The following is a 14,856-nucleotide window of genomic DNA, read 5'->3' on the forward strand; positions in this document are numbered from 1 at the left end:
CGGACTGCCCGACAGCCGCCCCGTGGACCTCAGGCGTCCGCGGTCCCCAGCTCTCCGTTGCGGATCGCGCGCACCAGGCCGGAGACGAGGTTCGCCCGCTCCTCCATGGCCGCGACCACCACGTACTCGTGGTCGGCATGGGCGCCACCGCCGACCGCACCGAGACCGTCCAGCGTCGGCACGCCGAGCGCGGCAGTGAAGTTGCCGTCGCTGCCGCCGCCGACCGCCTCGCCCACCACGCCCGGAAGCAGCCGCTCCGCCACCGCGAACAGCCCGGCGGCAGCCGACTCGGGCATCGGCGGACGGCCGATGGAGCCCCGGACCGTGAGCTGGGCCCCTTCGACGTGCGGCGTGAGCGCCGCGAACGCTGACTCGATGCGTTCCGTCTCCTCGGCCGTCTCCACCCGGACGTCGACGACGACGGTCGCCCCGGCGGGCACGACGTTGTCCAGCGTGCCCGCCGATGCGACGGTCGGAGTCACGGTCGTGCCGAGGTCCGGGCGGGCGAGCTCCGCGATGTCGAGCACCTGATGGGCCGCCTCGACCAGGGCGTTGACCCCCGCCTCGGGTTCGAGGCCCGCGTGCGAGGCGCGGCCCGCGACGGACACCTCGAACGTGCCGCATCCCTTGCGGCCCGTCTTCAGTCCGCCGCCGTCGGCCGCGCCCTCGAACACCAGGACCGCACCGCAGGCGAGGGCGCGCTCCTCGATGAGCGCGCGGGAGGTGTGGGAGCCGACCTCCTCGTCGGCGGTCACCAGGATCTCGACGCCGGACCGGTCGTCGAGCGCCGCGAGACCGTGGACGGCCTGCACCAGGCCGCCCAGCATGTCGAAGACCCCTGGCCCCGTCGCGTGCCCGGCCTTGACCTCGAACGGGCGGCGGCCGAGGGTGCCGAGCGGGAACACCGTGTCGTGGTGACCGAGGATCAGCACCCGGGGCTCGCCGCCGGACGACCAGTGGACGTGCGGTCCCACCTCGCTCCCGACGAGCACGGCCTTCCCGCCGAGGCGGCTCTCGATGACGGCTGCGACGGCCTTCGCCGACGCCGTCAGGGCCTCGGCGTCCCGCGAGGGCGACTCGACCTCGACGAGCGTCCTGAGGTCGTCGATCATCGCTTCCGTCCGCACGCCGACTGCCTGGTGGATCGTCACGGCGCAAGGGTACTTGGCGTGCCGATCATGGAACAGGCCTTCGCGAACGTACATCCGCGGGGGGGCGTGGTGGCGGGACCCGGTGCCCGCCGTCAACCCCGGTAGGTCTCCAGGAGCCGCAGCCAGACCTCGCTGATCGTCGGGTAGGCGGGCACCGCGTGCCAGAGCCGGTCCAGCGGGATCTCGCCCGCGACGGCCATCGTCGCGGAGTGGATGAGTTCGCCGACGCCGGGGCCGACGAACGTGACGCCGAGGAGGATCTCGCGGTCCAGGTCGACGACCATGCGGGCGCGGCCCCGGTAGCCGTCGGCATAGAGGCCCGCGCCCGCGACGCCGGACATGTCGTAGTCGACGGCCCGGACCCGGTGGCCCGCGGCCTCCGCCTCGGCGAGGGTCAGGCCCGCGGAGGCCGCCTCGGGGTCGGTGAAGACGACCTGCGGGACGGCCGCGTGGTCGGCGGTGGCGGAGTGGGCGCCCCAACGGTCGCTCTCCAGGAGCGGGACTCCCTGGGCGCGGGCGGCGATGGCGGCGCCCGCGATGCGGGCCTGGTACTTGCCCTGGTGGGTGAGGAGCGCGCGGTGGTTCACGTCGCCCACCGCGTACAGCCAGTCGCTGCCCTCGACGCGCAGGCTCTCGTCGACCGGCAGCCAGGAGCCGGGTTCCAGGCCGACGGTCTCCAGGCCGATGTCGTCGGTGCGCGGGGCGCGGCCCGTGGCGAAGAGGATCTCGTCGGCCTCAAGTGCCGAGCCGTCGTCCAGGGTCGCCGTGACGGTGCCGCCCTCGCGCCGCACCCCGGTGACGGAGACGCCGGAGCGGACCTCGGCCCCCGCCTCCGTGAGGGCCTCGAGCACCAGCTCACCGGCGAACGGCTCCATGCGGGGCAGCAGTCCCCCGCCCCGTACGAGCACGGTCACGCTCGATCCCAGTGCCTGCCAGGCGGTGGCCATCTCCACGGCGACGACACCGCCACCGACGACCAGGAGCCGGCCGGGCACGTGGTCGGCTGCGGTGGCCTCGCGGCTGGTCCACGGCTTGGCGTCGGCGAGGCCCGGCAGACCGGGGAGCGCGGCGCGGGTGCCGGTGCAGACGGCCACCGCTCGGCGGGCCTCCAGCGTGCGCTCGACGCCGTCCGCGCCGGTGACCGTGACCTTGCGGGGACCCGCGAGGCGCCCGTGGCCCCGGTACAGGTCGACGCCGACGCCCTCCAGCCAGCCGACCTGGCCGTCGTCCTTCCAGTGCGACGTGTAGTCGTCGCGGTGCGCGAGGACCGCGGAGGCGTCCAGGGGGCCTTGCACCGACTGGCGCAGGCCGGGGACGCGGCGGGCGTCGGCGCGGGCGATGACGGGGCGCAGCAGTGCCTTGCTGGGCATGCACGCCCAGTAGGAGCACTCACCCCCGACGAGTTCGCTCTCCACGATCGCCGCGGACAGCCCGGCCGCCCGGGCCCGGTCCGCCACGTTCTCCCCCACGGGACCTGCGCCGATGACTACTACGTCGTATGTGATGGCATCCGTCATGAGGACAGTCTGTCGGCAGGTGTGCGCCGTGGCCACATGGGTACGCGCGCGGAACGCGCCGGTGCACATGCGGCATCTTCCGCGCGTGCGACAGGCGGAATACGTCCGCAGCATCGGCCGTTGTGCACAGCGGCTACGCCCGACAGCAGGAAGTAGGACACACCATGAGCAGCGCGACTGTGGAGCTCACCAAGGACAACTTCGACCAGACGGTCACGGACAACGAGTTCGTGCTGATCGATTTCTGGGCCGAGTGGTGCGGGCCGTGCAAGCAGTTCGCCCCCGTGTACGAGAAGGCCGCCGAGGCCAATCCCGACCTGGTCTTCGCCAAGGTCGACACGGAGGCGCAGCCCGAGCTCGCCCAGGCCTTCGAGATCCAGTCGATCCCGACCCTGATGATCGTCCGCGACCAGGTGGCGGTCTTCGCCCAGCCGGGCGCGCTGCCCGAGGCCGCGCTCACGGACGTCATCGGCCAGGCCAGGAACCTGGACATGGACGAGGTGCGCCGGCAGGTCGCCGAGGAGCAGGCCAAGCAGCAGGGCGCGCAGGGCCAGTAGGACCGGCTCCTGGAGGAAGCGCGGGCCGTAGCGGTCAGCTGGACTCGCGGTGCACGACGTCGGCTCCGAGCACGTCGTGCACCTCGGGTTCGGCGCCCGGGTCGCGCACCACACGGTCGACGAGTTCGGCCAGGCCGCGGCCCGAGGGCAGCTCTATGCGGACGGTGCTGAGCCGGGGTCTGAGGAGCCGGCCCAGCATCAGGTCGTCCGAGCCGATGACGGCGCTCTCGTCGGGGACGGCGATGCCTTCGTCCTGCAGGGCGCGCATCAGGAGCATCGCGTATTCGTCGTTGTACGCGAAGACGGCGTCGATGCCGAGGTCGCGCCAGCGCGCCGCCAGCCGGGCGGCTGATTCCTCGGCGTAGGCGAGAGGCAGCTCGATGACCGAGGCGCCGGTGGTGCGGGTGCTCTCCACCGCCTGGCGGACCCCTTCGAGGCGGGGCCGCGAGAAGTGTTCCAGGCCCGGTTCCTCGGGGACGACGACGCCGATGCGGCGGCGTCCGCGGGCCAGGAAGTGCAGGGCGGCGGCCTCGCCGACCCTGCGTCCGTCCATGAGCAGGGCGTGCGCGCCCTCCACGCGGTGCGGTCCGAGGGTGAAGACGGCCCGGGCGCCGGACCGCTTCAGGACGGTCACGCCGCGTGGGCCGACCGCGGAGGCGTCGGGGGCGAGAACGGCCACGGGACGCAGTTCGGCCCAGGCGCGGGCGGCGTCCTCGCCGGTCAGGCCGAGACTCGCGTACTGCACGACGGTGTAGTCGAGTCGGCCGAGCGCCCACTGCAGTTCGTTGAAGAACCGGCTGAAGAGCGGGCCGACGGGTATCTCCGAAGTGGGCATGAGGACCATACGGCTGTGCCCTGCGCGCAGGCTGCGGGCCGCGGCGTGCGGGACGTAGCCGAGTTCCCTCGCCGCTTCGTGGACGCGGCGGCGCGTGGGTTCGCTGATGCGGACGGCGCTGGTGTTGTTGAGGACGTACGAGACGGTCGCGCGGGAGACCCCCGCCAGGCGGGCGACGTCGGCGCTCGTCGGCACGGAACGCTGCGTGGGCTGCTGCTTCGGTATCTGCACCATGGCCCCGTCATCCTCGCAGACGCGGCGGGCTTGGCCGCGGGCGGGCGGTGGAGTCGCGCGGCCGGTGAACTGGCCCTGCCGCGTCCCTCGTTGAGCCGCTCGCGTTCCGTGTCGAGCTACTCGCCGGTTAACGTTCGGGCACCCGTCGTCGAGCGAAGGTGTCCCCCACATGACTGCCGACCGTGCCGATGGCCTGGTGCGCACCGCCCGCGCGCTGGCCGCTGGAGAGGTGTCCGCGCGTGCGCTGACCGAGCGGGCGCTGGCCAGGATCGAGGCGTCGCAACCCGCGCTCAACGCGTTCAAGCTGGTGCGTGCGGAGGCCGCGCTCGCCGAGGCGGACGCCGCCGACCGGGAGTTGGCGGCGGGCGGGGGCTCCTCGCGACCGCTGCTCGGGGTGCCGCTGGCGGTGAAGGACGACATGGACGTGGCGGGCGAGCCGACCGCGTTCGGCTGCAGGGGCGACTTCGTGCCGAAGGAGCGGGACTCCGAGGCGGTGCGCAGGCTGCGGGCGGCCGGGGCGGTGATCGTCGGCAAGACCAACACGTGCGAGCTGGGGCAGTGGCCGTTCACGGAGGGGCCCGGCTTCGGCGACACCCGCAATCCGTGGAACACCGGCCACACGCCGGGCGGTTCGTCCGGCGGCTCGGCGGCCGCGGTCGCCGCGGGCCTGGTCCCGGCGGCGCTCGGCTCGGACGGCGCAGGGTCGGTGCGGATTCCGGCGGCCTGGACGCACCTGGTCGGGATCAAGCCGCAGCGCGGCCGGATATCCACCTGGCCCTGGCCCGAGGCCTTCCAGGGCATCACCGTCAACGGCCCGCTCGCGAGGACGGTCGCGGACGCCGCGCTGCTCCTCGACGCGGCGAGCGGCAGCCACGAGGGCGACCTGCACCGCCCCGCTCCCGTACGCGCCGCCGAGGCCGCCACCCGCGATCCGGGGCGGCTGCGGATCGCCCTGTCGCTGCGGATGCCGTTCACGGCGACGCCCAAGCACCTGCACCCGGTGGTGCGGGACCGGGTGGTGGCGCTCGCGGACCGGCTCGCCGCGCTCGGGCACGACGTGGCCGAGGCCGACCCGCGCTACGGGCAGATCGGCCTTGCGTTCGTGCCGCGGGCCACGGCGGGCATCGCGGAGTGGAGCCGTCACGTGCCGGACTTCTCGCTCCTCGACCGGCGCACCCAGGAGGCGGCCCGCATGGGCAGGCTGCTGGGCGGCGCGCCGCTGAGGCTGGCGCGCCGCTCGGAGGCCGCGCTGCACCGGCGGGTGGGCGCCCTCTTCTCGACGTACGACGTGGTGATCGCGCCGACGACGGCCGCTCCCCCGCCGCGCGTCGGCGCGCTCGCCACGATGAACGGCTGGCGGACCGACCGGGCGATGATCGCCGCGTGCCCCTACGCGTGGCCGTGGAACGTGCTCGGGTGGCCGGGTGTCAACGTGCCCGCGGGCCGCACCCCCGGCGGCCTGCCGGTCGGCGCCCAGTTGCTCGGGCCCGCGGGCAGCGAGCCGCTTCTGGTGTCCCTGGCCGCGCAGTTGGAGGCGGACCAGCGGTGGTACGAGCGGTGGCCCGCGCCGTTGCCCGACGCGGCTCCGGCGCCGTAGGACCGCACGTTCGCGAGCTGTCCGGCCGTACGCCGGTGCCGCCACGTTCAGGCGACCGGCCAGGTTCTACGGCGAGCCCTGTGACTGCCTGGCGGCGGCAGGGGCGCCGGTCTCGCGGGCGAACGCCTCCTCGAAGGCGCCGCGCGTCACCGCGCCCTTCGTGCGGTCGAGCACCCCGAACACGACGTGCGTGAACTGCCCGGCGAACCGGCCGCCCGCACCGAGCAGCGCGTGGAAGGCCCCGGCGACCTGCGCGGGGTCGTTCATGAACACCCCGCACCCCCAGGCGCCGAGCACCAGTCTGCGGTAGCCGCACGCCGTCGCGGTCTCCAGGACGCGCTCGGCGCGCGCCGCGAGGGCGCCCGGGATGTCGGCCGCGCGCTCGGGTGCCCGGCGGCGGATCACCCCGGCGTTCGGCGCCGCGGAGGTGAGGAAGCCGACGGTGTACGCCTCGTCGAGGAGCCGCCCGCGGTCGTCACGGAAGACGGGGACGCCCGGCGAGTGGACCACGCGGTCGCTGTAGAACGGGTCGCGGTCGGCGCGGTGGTGGGCGTAGAACGCGGGGGCCCGCAGGAGGCACGTGTAGAGGGCGGAGCCCCGGCACAGCGCCTCTTCCTGCGCCTGGGCGCCGTTCAGGTAGCCCCCGCCGGGGTTGCGGGCCGAGGAGAAGTTCAGCACGGCCACCGGGGAACCGTCCTCGGCCGTCAGCCTGCCGGCCGCCTCCAGGCTGCTCTCGCCCGTGACCTCGAATACGGTGTCCACGACCGGCCGGACCGGCGCCTCCACCGGCTCGGGCCCGAACACGCGCGTACCGGCGCGGGCTGCGGCCACCGCGTCGGCGAGCTCCGTCTCCCGGCCGCACGGCGCGACGTACGCCCCCGCCGCGACGATCCGCTCGGTCTCCTGCGCCTGTGCGCGCAGCCGGGCGCTCATGCCCGCGCCCCCGTGTCGTCCATGCCCGCATGGTGTGGGGTGCGGGTGGGGCGGCGCAACAGAAATAGCGGGTACGGGAACGGCCTGAGGGGCACTCTTGTGCGAACGGCCCTGAAGGGTTTTGGGTGTGACGAGCAGCATCGGATGGAAGGGATCCCCGCATGCCTGAGGGAGACTGTAGGAAACACCGCACCGCACGCCCCACAAGGGCGCGGGACACGGTGTCGGAGGCCGAGGTGGAGGCGCTGGTCCGCGGCATCTGCTTCAAGACCGGTCCACCCCGCGCCACCGGCGTCGAACTGGAATGGCTCGTCCACGAGCCCGGACTGCCCCACCTGCCCGTACCCACCGCCCGCCTCGAAGCGGCCTACGCCGCACTGCGGGCCCTGCCCCTGCAATCGTCCGTCACCGTCGAACCCGGCGGCCAGCTGGAGCTCAGCTCGCTGCCCGCCGCCTCGCTGACGGAAGTCGTCTCGGCCATGCGGGCCGACCTCGACGTCGTACGCGACACGTTACGTTCCCACCGCCTCACCCTCAGCGGCTTCGGCGCCGACCCGTGGCGACCACCGTCACGCGTCCTGCGCGAACCCCGCTACGACGCCCTGGAGTCCTGCCTCGACCGCGGCGGGCCGGCCGGACGCCGCATGATGTGCTCGACGGCGTCCGTGCAGATCTGCCTCGACGCGGGCCACGAGGAGCCGGGCCCGCTCGGCTACGCGCGACGTTGGCGCCTGGCGCACCTGCTCGGGCCCGTCCTGGTCGCGGTGTTCGCCAACTCGCCGCTGCAGGAGGGCCGCCCCACCGGCTGGCGGTCGACCCGGCAGGCCGTGTGGGCGGGCATCGAACCCGGCAGATCCGGCGCCCCGCCGCTCGACGGGGAGCCGCGCGAGTCCTGGGTACGGCACGCCCTGGACGCGCCGGTCATGTGCGTCAGGAGGGAGCCGGGCGACGGCCCGTGGAGCGTTCCCGAAGGGATGAGTTTCCGGGCGTGGGCCCGCACCGGCGCACCGCGCAGACCCACCCGTGAGGACCTCTTCTACCACCTGACCACGCTGTTCCCGCCGGTCCGCCCGCGCGGCCACCTGGAGCTGCGCATGGTGGACGCGCAGCCCGGGGACGACGGCTGGATCGTGCCGCTGGCCGTGACGAGCGCGCTCTTCGACGACCCGGAGGCGTCCGAGACCGCCTATCGCGCCGTGAAGCCGCTGGCCGAGCGGTACGGGCCGCCGGACGCGCCCGCCGCGCCGCACAACCCGCTCTGGCTCGACGCGGCGCGGCACGGCCCGGCCGACCCCGAACTGCGCGAGGCCGCCGTCGCCTGCTTCGCCGCCGCCGTCGAGGCGCTGCCCCGCCTCGGCGCCGCCGCGTCCGTGCGGGACGCCGTCGCGACGTTCGCCGCGCGGTACGTCGCGCGGGGGCGCTGCCCGGCGGACGACCTGCTCGACCGCGTGCGGGACGCGGGACCACTCCATGATTCGCCTGGGAAGGACTTTCGCCGATGACAGGCTCCACCACCGACCCGGAAGCCCTGCGGGAGCGCGCGCTCACCGCGCTCCTGGCCGCCCGGGACCGCACCACCCTCCTCACCAGTTGTGTGGAGGACGCCGAACTCACCGCGCAGCACTCGCCGTTGATGTCGCCGCTGGTCTGGGACCTCGCGCACATAGGCAATCAGGAGGAGCAGTGGCTGCTGCGCGCGGTCGCGGGCCGCGACGCGATGCGGCCCGAGATCGATCCGCTGTACGACGCCTTCGAGCATCCCCGTTCCGAGCGGCCGCGCCTGCCGCTGCTCGCGCCCGCCGAGGCCCGCGGCTACGCGGCGGAGGTGCGGGGCCGGGCGCTCGACGTACTGGAGAAGACACCGTTTCGCGGCACGCCGCTCACCGACGCGGGCTTCGCCTTCGGGATGATCGCGCAGCACGAGCAGCAGCACGACGAGACCATGTTGATCACGCACCAGCTGAGGACGGGACCCGGCGCCCTCACCGCGCCGGACCCACCGCCCGCGGAGCCCTTCACCGGTCCTGCCGAAGTCCTGGTCCCCGGCGGTCCGTTCACCATGGGCACGTCCACCGAGCCCTGGGCCCTCGACAACGAACGCCCGGCGCACCGCCGCCTGGTCCCCCCGTTCTTCATCGACACGACACCGGTCACCAACGCCGCGTACCAGCGCTTCATCGAGGACGGCGGCTACGACAGGATGCACTGGTGGGACCCGGCGGGCTGGGCGATGGTCCGCGAGCACGGCCTGCGGGCGCCGCTGTTCTGGCGCCGTGAGGGCGGTCAGTGGCTGCGGCGGCACTTCGGGACGGTCGAGCCGGTGCCGGCCGACGAGCCGGTGCTGCACGTCAGCTGGTACGAGGCGGACGCGTACGCGCGGTGGGCGGGGCGCCGCCTGCCGAGCGAGGTGGAGTGGGAGAAGGCCGCCCGGTACGACCCGGTGTCCGACCGGTCGACGCGCTATCCGTGGGGCGACGCGGACCCCACGCCGGAGCGCGCCAACCTGGGGCAGCGGCATCTGCGGCCCGCGCCCGCCGGAAGCTACGCCGCGGGCGAGTCGCCGCTCGGCGTACGGCAGTTGATCGGTGACGTGTGGGAGTGGACCTCCAGCGGGTTCCTGCCCTACCCCGGCTTCTCCGCCTTCCCCTACCGCGAGTACTCGGACGTGTTCTTCGGCGGCGACTACAAGGTGCTGCGCGGCGGCGCCTTCTCCGTCGACGCGGTGGCCTGCCGCGGCACGTTCCGCAACTGGGACCACCCGGTGCGGCGGCAGATCTTCTCCGGCTTCCGCACGGCGCGGGACGCCGGGCCCACCGAAACCGCACCCCCGGGAACCGCCTGATGTGCCGTCACCTCGCCTGCGTCGGCCCGCCCAAGTCCCTGGGAAGCCTCCTGGTCACGCCCCCGCACAGCCTCTTCCGGCAGTCGTGGGCGCCCCGGATGCAGCGGTACGGCACCGTCAACGCCGACGGCTTCGGCGTCGGCTGGTACGCCGAAGGGGACCCGGCGCCCGCCCGCTACCGCCGCACCGGGCCGATCTGGGGCGACCAGTCGTTCGCCGATCTCGCCCGGGTCGTGCGCTCCGGGGCGGTCCTCGCAGCCGTGCGCGACGCCACCCTGGCGGGCGCGGACGGCGAGGCGGCGGCGGCGCCGTTCGCCTCGGGACCGTGGCTGTTCAGCCACAACGGCGCGGTGACCGGCTGGCCCGGCACGCTCGCCCTCCTCGCCCGGGACCTGCCGCCCGCCGAGCTGCTCTCGATGGAGGCGCGCTGCGACTCCGCGCTGGTGTGGGCGCTCGTCCTGCACCGGCTCTCCAGCGGTGACGAGGCGGGGCAGGCCCTCGCCGACACCGTCCGGGAGGTCGCGGAGGCGGCCCCCGGATCGCGCCTCAACCTGCTCCTCACCGACGGCGCCACGATCACCGCGACCACCTGGGGCGACACCCTCTGGTACCTCGCGGAGCCCGGCCGCCGCACCGTCGTGGCCTCCGAGCCCTACGACGACGACCCGCGCTGGCGCGAGGTGCCCGACCGCACCCTGCTCACAGCCGACCGCACCGACGTCACCCTGACCCCGCTCAAGGAGCCCCCTGCGTGAGCCCGTTCCTGCTGACCCGCACCCTCCCCGAGGACGCCACCGACTCCGCGCTGCGCGCCGACGTCCTGCACGGCCTCACCCGCACCCCCAAATCGCTGCCGCCCAAGTGGTTCTACGACGCGCGCGGCAGCGTCCTCTTCGAGGAGATCACCACCCTGCCCGAGTACTACCCCACCCGGGCCGAGCGCGAGATCCTCGTGGCCCGGTCCGCACAGATCGCCGAGCTCACGGGCGCCCGCACACTGATCGAGCTGGGCTCGGGCTCCTCGGAGAAGACGCGCCACCTGATCGACGCCCTGTCCGGCCTGCACACCTACGTCCCCGTGGACGTCAGCGAGAGCGCGCTGACCGGCGCCGCGAACACGCTGCTAGCGCAGCGGCCCGCACTCGACGTGCACGCCCTGATCGCCGACTTCACCCGCGGCCTCGCGCTGCCGGGCACGCCGGGCCCGCGCCTTATCGCGTTCCTCGGCGGCACGATCGGCAATCTGCTGCCCGCCGAGCGCGCCGCGTTCCTCACCTCGGTACGCGGACTGCTCCAGCCCGGCGACGCGCTGCTCCTCGGCACGGACCTGGTCAAGGACGAGTCGGTCCTCGTCTCCGCGTACGACGACGCGACGGGCGTGACCGCCGCGTTCAACAAGAACGTCCTGTCGGTGATCAACCGTGAGCTCGCGGGGGACTTCGACCCCGCCGCCTTCGAGCACGTCGCCGTCTGGAACCGCGAGCGCGAGTGGATAGAGATGCGCCTGCGCTCCACCACCGACCAGACGGTGAAGATCCACGCGCTGGATCTCGCGGTCGACTTCACGGCTGGCGAGGAACTCCGCACGGAGATCTCGGCGAAGTTCCGTGCGGACGGCGTGGAGAGCGAACTCGGCGCCGTCGGGCTGAAGCTGACGCACTGGTGGACGGACGACAGGGAGCGCTTCGCGCTGTCGTTGAGCACGGTGGCGTAGGGCGGTGGTGCAGCGCGGCGCGCAGTGGCGTGCCGCGCGTGCCGCCCGACTCGACCTGACCCGGTGTCAGAGCCCTCCGACGTTCAGCACCTCGGTGATCTTGTCCGAGGCCTTGCGTGCCTCGGCCGCCGGGTCGCCGCCCATCAGGACCTGCGTCATGTAGTCCTTGATGGGGTTGTCCGCCTCGACGCCCGCCCAGCGCGGCGAGTTAGGGGTGGCCCGGCCGTTCGCCGCGCCGACGGCCATCGCCGCGACGCCCTCCTCGCCCGCGACCGCGGGGGCCAGCTTCGCCTTGTTCGGGACGTAGTTCATGGTCCGCGCCAGGTCGGTCTGCCACTTCTTGCCCGCGAGCGCCTCGATCACCGCGACCGCGCCCTTGTGGTTGTCGCTATGCTCGGGCACCACGAAGTCGGAGCCGCCGGTGAAGACCGCGCCGGGCTTGCCCGCCTTCTTGCCGGGGATGGGGAAGTAGCCGAGTTTCCCCTTCAGTTGGGGGTTCTGCTCCTCGATGGCGCGGGCGGCCCCCGGCACCGTGACGATCTGGGCGACATCGCCCTTGGCGAACACACCGGCCTGCGACGGGTGCTCCTCGTCGGCGTCGCGCGGGCCGTCGCCGAGCGCCTGCAGCCGCTGGTAGAACGCCATGCCGCGCAGCGCCGCGGGCGTGTGCAGGCTGCCGCGCCAGTCGCCGGAGGACTCCTTGGTCTCCTTGGCGAGGTCACCGCCCTCGTCCCAGATGAACCCGGCGAGGGTGTACCAGTCCTGGCCGGCCAGGTAGATCCCCTGCTTGCCACCGCCGTTGAGCTTCTCGGTGGCCGCGATCCACTCCTCGCGGGTCCTGGGCGCCTTCTTGATCCCCGCCTGCGCGAACAGGTCCTTGTTGTAGATGACGACACGGTTGGCGGCATACCAGGGGATGCCGTACTGGGCTCCCCGGTAACGTCCCGGCTCGGCCAGACCCGGCAGCCAGTCGTCCATGCCGAGGTCGCGCGCGGACTCCAGGGTGAGGTCGTACAGGCCGCCCTCGTCGACGTACTGGGCGACCTGGGTGTTGCCGACCTCGATGATGTCGGGCCCGTCCCCGCCCTCTTCCTTGAGCGCCTTCTTCACCTTGGGGCCGATGCCGGTCCACTCCTGGATGCGGATGTCCAGGTCGATCCCGTCGTGCTCCTTCTCGAAGTCCTTCGTGAAGCGCTCGACGAACTCGGGCGACGCACTGCCCCGCATCAGCCAGACCGTGACGGTCTCGGCGTCGTCACCGCCCGGCAGCACCCCGCATCCGGCGAGCAGAACGGTGGAGGAGAACGCGAGGGCCAGAGACACGGCGGCGCGGCGGTGCGGGTTCACGTGGGTCACTTTCTACCTGAGGACAGGGGAAGTCAGCCCGACGCGGGGGGATGAGCTCTCGGCTCGAACGGGTTACCGGCTGGATTCTGGTATGTACCAATGATCCGGTCAAGGGGGTACGCCATCTCGCGCACGCGGGCGCGTTGGTGCACGGTGGAGTGACGGCACTCCACGGAGTCGTGCGGCTCCACTCGACGGTCCCGGAGGACTCACCTCATGTCGAACCACACGTACCGCGTCACCGAGATCGTCGGCACGTCCCACGAAGGCCTCGACCAGGCGATCCGCAACGGCGTCGAACGTGCCTCGCAGACACTGCGCTCCCTGGACTGGTTCGAGGTCACGCAGGTACGGGGCCATATCGAGGACGGGCAGATCGAGCACTACCAGGTGGGACTGAAGGTGGGGTTCCGGCTGGAGGACGGTGAGTAGGCGGTTCTCGACAGGGCGCGTTCTCGACAGCGCGCCTCAGGTGCGGCCCTCTCGTTCCTGGGCGTCCTTCAGGGAGTGGGAAGTGGTGGCCCAGGTGGCGCGGACGACCTTGAAGCCCGCGCGTTCGGCCTCCTCGCAGACCAGTTCGTCGTCGTCCACGAGCACGCGGATCTCGTGTTCGCGGGCGATGGAGCGCAGGATCTCCAGCTTCGTGCGGCGGGCGGGCCTGCGGTCGTCGTCGCGTCGCATCCAGATGGTGCCCTCCGGCAGGCCCTGGCGGGCGAGCCAGGCCACCGTGTCCGCCCTGCACCGCTCGGGGCGTCCGGTCAGGTAGACGACCTCGCACTCCTCGGCGCTCGCGAGGCACAGCTCGATGCCGCGGGGCAGCGGCGGATCCTGGGGCGCCGCGGCGAAGAACGCGTTCCAGTCGCGCGGCTTGCGCTCCAGGTACCGCTGCCGGTGCGCGGTGTCCGCGAGGGTGCCGTCCAGGTCGAAGACGGCCAGAGGTCTGCTGTTCTCGGTCACTCCCCCAGGGAATCACGGCGGCGTCCAGGTGTTGAACCTTGTGTGAGCTCATTGATGGCAGCAACCCGGTTCTCCGTCCTCGACCGTTCCCGTACCCGCGAGGGGCACGACGGGCCGGACGCCCTGCGCGACACGGTGCGGCTCGCCCAGGAAATCGAAGCGCTCGGCTATCACCGGTTCTGGGTCTCCGAGCACCACGGCGTGCCCGGCGTCGCCGGTTCGGCACCGACCGTGCTGGCGGCGGCCGTCGCGGCGGCCACCCGCACCATCCGGGTCGGCACGGGCGGCGTGATGCTGCCCAACCACCAGTCGCTGGTCGTCGCCGAGCAGTTCGGCGTGCTGGAATCCCTCTTCCCCGGCCGGATCGACATGGGGCTCGGCCGTTCGGTCGGCTTCACCGACGGGGTACGCAAGGCGCTGGGGCGCGACAAGCACGCCGCGGAGGACTTCGCCGACCGGCTCGGCGAACTGCTCGACTGGTTCCGCGGCACGTCCGGCACCGGCGTGCGGGCCCGCCCCGCCGAGGGGCTGACCGTCCCGCCGTACGTCCTGGCCGTGGGCGAGGGCGCGACGATCGCCGCCGGGGCGGGCCTGCCGCTGGTCATCGGGGACATCCGGGGCCGCGAGAAGATGCTGCGCGGCATCGAGGAGTACCGGGGCGGCTTCCGTCCTTCGCCGTGGCTTGCCGAGCCGTACGTCGTGATCGCCGGCACCGTGGCCGTCGCGGAGAGCGAGGAGGCGGCGCGCAGGCTGCTGATCCCGGAGGCCTGGTCGATGGCGTACTCCCGCACGCACGGCACCTTCCCGCCGCTCCCGCCGGCCGAGCGCGTGGAGTCGCTGACCATGACGGAGAAGGAACGCGGCTTCTACGAAGCGGGGCTGCGCGGGCATGTGCACGGCACGGAGGAGCAGGTGGCCGCCGATCTTGAGCTGGTGATCAAGGAGAGCGGCGCGCAGGAGGTGCTCGTCACGACCAGCACGTACGACCGGGCGGGCCTGCTGGACTCCTTCCGGCGGCTGGCGAAGGTGGCGGGGCTGGGTGCTCAGGGGGCTGGGATCTCAGGGGGACTGGCCGCCCCGACTTCTCAGAGCCCGCACGAACACCGGCCGACTGGGTGAAGTGCGACGTGCAATTGCCTGCCGTACTCCGGCATTCGGGTGACATTGCGGTT

General features: G+C 73.2%; 14 protein-coding genes. 8 read left to right on the forward strand and 6 right to left on the reverse strand.

All coding sequences use genetic code 11. The features are described 5' to 3' along the window. Positions 1–29: 29 nt before the first annotated feature. Positions 30–1,112: a M20 family metallopeptidase gene (locus ACFVYR_RS00080; protein ID WP_384247962.1), complete on the reverse strand. Its 1,083-nt coding sequence runs from the start codon at positions 1,110–1,112 to the stop codon at positions 30–32. A 131-nt stretch (positions 1,113–1,243) separates the two neighbouring features. Further along, on the reverse strand, positions 1,244–2,668 hold the full coding sequence (locus ACFVYR_RS00085; protein ID WP_384246844.1) for a dihydrolipoyl dehydrogenase family protein: 1,425 nt from the start codon (positions 2,666–2,668) through the stop codon (positions 1,244–1,246). 164 nt (positions 2,669–2,832) lie between these two features. Between ACFVYR_RS00085 and trxA the strand changes: the two genes are divergently transcribed. Next, on the forward strand, positions 2,833–3,225 hold the full coding sequence (trxA, locus tag ACFVYR_RS00090; protein WP_384246846.1) for a thioredoxin: 393 nt from the start codon (positions 2,833–2,835) through the stop codon (positions 3,223–3,225). Positions 3,226–3,259: 34 nt separating this feature from the next. Here the strand turns inward: trxA and ACFVYR_RS00095 are convergent, their stop codons facing one another. Beyond that, positions 3,260–4,294 carry a LacI family DNA-binding transcriptional regulator gene (locus ACFVYR_RS00095; RefSeq protein WP_384246848.1) on the reverse strand — a complete coding sequence of 345 codons (1,035 nt, stop codon included), beginning with the start codon at positions 4,292–4,294 and terminating at the stop codon, positions 3,260–3,262. A 169-nt stretch (positions 4,295–4,463) separates the two neighbouring features. On the opposite strand from ACFVYR_RS00095, the gene ACFVYR_RS00100 reads away from it, so the two are divergent. Next, positions 4,464–5,891, forward strand: a complete 1,428-nt coding sequence (locus ACFVYR_RS00100; protein ID WP_384246851.1) for an amidase — start codon at positions 4,464–4,466, stop codon at positions 5,889–5,891. A 66-nt stretch (positions 5,892–5,957) separates the two neighbouring features. Here ACFVYR_RS00100 and ACFVYR_RS00105 read toward each other — a convergent pair whose 3' ends face one another. Further along, positions 5,958–6,824: a TIGR02452 family protein gene (locus tag ACFVYR_RS00105; protein WP_384246853.1), complete on the reverse strand. Its 867-nt coding sequence runs from the start codon at positions 6,822–6,824 to the stop codon at positions 5,958–5,960. A gap of 161 nt (positions 6,825–6,985) precedes the next feature. Between ACFVYR_RS00105 and egtA the strand changes: the two genes are divergently transcribed. Genes egtA through egtD form a run of 4 tightly spaced genes read left to right on the forward strand, consistent with a single transcriptional unit; the run spans position 6,986 to position 11,380 of the window. Further along, on the forward strand, positions 6,986–8,326 hold the full coding sequence (gene egtA / locus ACFVYR_RS00110) for an ergothioneine biosynthesis glutamate--cysteine ligase EgtA (RefSeq protein WP_384246855.1): 1,341 nt from the start codon (positions 6,986–6,988) through the stop codon (positions 8,324–8,326). Then, positions 8,323–9,666 carry an ergothioneine biosynthesis protein EgtB gene (gene egtB / locus ACFVYR_RS00115; RefSeq protein WP_384246857.1) on the forward strand — a complete coding sequence of 448 codons (1,344 nt, stop codon included), beginning with the start codon at positions 8,323–8,325 and terminating at the stop codon, positions 9,664–9,666. The genes egtA and egtB overlap by 4 nt, the downstream gene beginning before the upstream one ends. Then, positions 9,666–10,421: an ergothioneine biosynthesis protein EgtC gene (gene egtC / locus ACFVYR_RS00120; protein ID WP_384246859.1), complete on the forward strand. Its 756-nt coding sequence runs from the start codon at positions 9,666–9,668 to the stop codon at positions 10,419–10,421. The genes egtB and egtC overlap by 1 nt, the downstream gene beginning before the upstream one ends. Further along, on the forward strand, positions 10,418–11,380 hold the full coding sequence (egtD, locus tag ACFVYR_RS00125) for an L-histidine N(alpha)-methyltransferase (RefSeq protein ID WP_384246862.1): 963 nt from the start codon (positions 10,418–10,420) through the stop codon (positions 11,378–11,380). Before egtC ends, egtD begins: the two co-directional genes overlap by 4 nt. A 66-nt stretch (positions 11,381–11,446) precedes the next feature. Here the strand turns inward: egtD and ACFVYR_RS00130 are convergent, their stop codons facing one another. Continuing rightward, positions 11,447–12,736 carry an extracellular solute-binding protein gene (locus ACFVYR_RS00130; RefSeq protein ID WP_384246864.1) on the reverse strand — a complete coding sequence of 430 codons (1,290 nt, stop codon included), beginning with the start codon at positions 12,734–12,736 and terminating at the stop codon, positions 11,447–11,449. Between the two features lie 207 nt (positions 12,737–12,943). Here ACFVYR_RS00130 and ACFVYR_RS00135 point away from each other — a divergent pair, with 207 nt between their 5' ends. Further along, positions 12,944–13,159: a dodecin gene (locus ACFVYR_RS00135; RefSeq protein WP_384246866.1), complete on the forward strand. Its 216-nt coding sequence runs from the start codon at positions 12,944–12,946 to the stop codon at positions 13,157–13,159. 36 nt (positions 13,160–13,195) lie between these two features. Here ACFVYR_RS00135 and ACFVYR_RS00140 read toward each other — a convergent pair whose 3' ends face one another. Further along, the gene (locus ACFVYR_RS00140) at positions 13,196–13,684 is read right to left on the reverse strand and encodes an HAD family acid phosphatase (protein ID WP_384246868.1); all 489 of its coding nucleotides are present in this window, start codon (positions 13,682–13,684) and stop codon (positions 13,196–13,198) included. 42 nt (positions 13,685–13,726) lie between these two features. Here ACFVYR_RS00140 and ACFVYR_RS00145 point away from each other — a divergent pair, with 42 nt between their 5' ends. Then, positions 13,727–14,803 carry an LLM class flavin-dependent oxidoreductase gene (locus ACFVYR_RS00145; RefSeq protein ID WP_384246870.1) on the forward strand — a complete coding sequence of 359 codons (1,077 nt, stop codon included), beginning with the start codon at positions 13,727–13,729 and terminating at the stop codon, positions 14,801–14,803. Positions 14,804–14,856 lie beyond the last annotated feature (53 nt).

Origin of the sequence: Streptomyces sp. NPDC058284 (assembly GCF_042881135.1) — a bacterium.
Classification (GTDB): domain Bacteria; phylum Actinomycetota; class Actinomycetes; order Streptomycetales; family Streptomycetaceae; genus Streptomyces.

Bases quoted from the DNA above. Each gene is read 5' to 3' on its own strand.
- egtC (WP_384246859.1), top strand. From the start codon at position 9,666: ATGTGCCGTCACCTCGCCTGCGTCGGCCCGCCCAAGTCCCTGGGAAGC.
- ACFVYR_RS00095 (WP_384246848.1), bottom strand. From the start codon at position 4,294: ATGGTGCAGATACCGAAGCAGCAGCCCACGCAGCGTTCCGTGCCGACG.
- ACFVYR_RS00105 (WP_384246853.1), bottom strand. From the start codon at position 6,824: ATGAGCGCCCGGCTGCGCGCACAGGCGCAGGAGACCGAGCGGATCGTC.
- egtA (WP_384246855.1), top strand. From the start codon at position 6,986: ATGCCTGAGGGAGACTGTAGGAAACACCGCACCGCACGCCCCACAAGG.
- egtB (WP_384246857.1), top strand. From the start codon at position 8,323: ATGACAGGCTCCACCACCGACCCGGAAGCCCTGCGGGAGCGCGCGCTC.
- ACFVYR_RS00100 (WP_384246851.1), top strand. From the start codon at position 4,464: ATGACTGCCGACCGTGCCGATGGCCTGGTGCGCACCGCCCGCGCGCTG.
- ACFVYR_RS00080 (WP_384247962.1), bottom strand. From the start codon at position 1,112: ATGATCGACGACCTCAGGACGCTCGTCGAGGTCGAGTCGCCCTCGCGG.
- ACFVYR_RS00135 (WP_384246866.1), top strand. From the start codon at position 12,944: ATGTCGAACCACACGTACCGCGTCACCGAGATCGTCGGCACGTCCCAC.
- ACFVYR_RS00085 (WP_384246844.1), bottom strand. From the start codon at position 2,668: ATGACGGATGCCATCACATACGACGTAGTAGTCATCGGCGCAGGTCCC.
- trxA (WP_384246846.1), top strand. From the start codon at position 2,833: ATGAGCAGCGCGACTGTGGAGCTCACCAAGGACAACTTCGACCAGACG.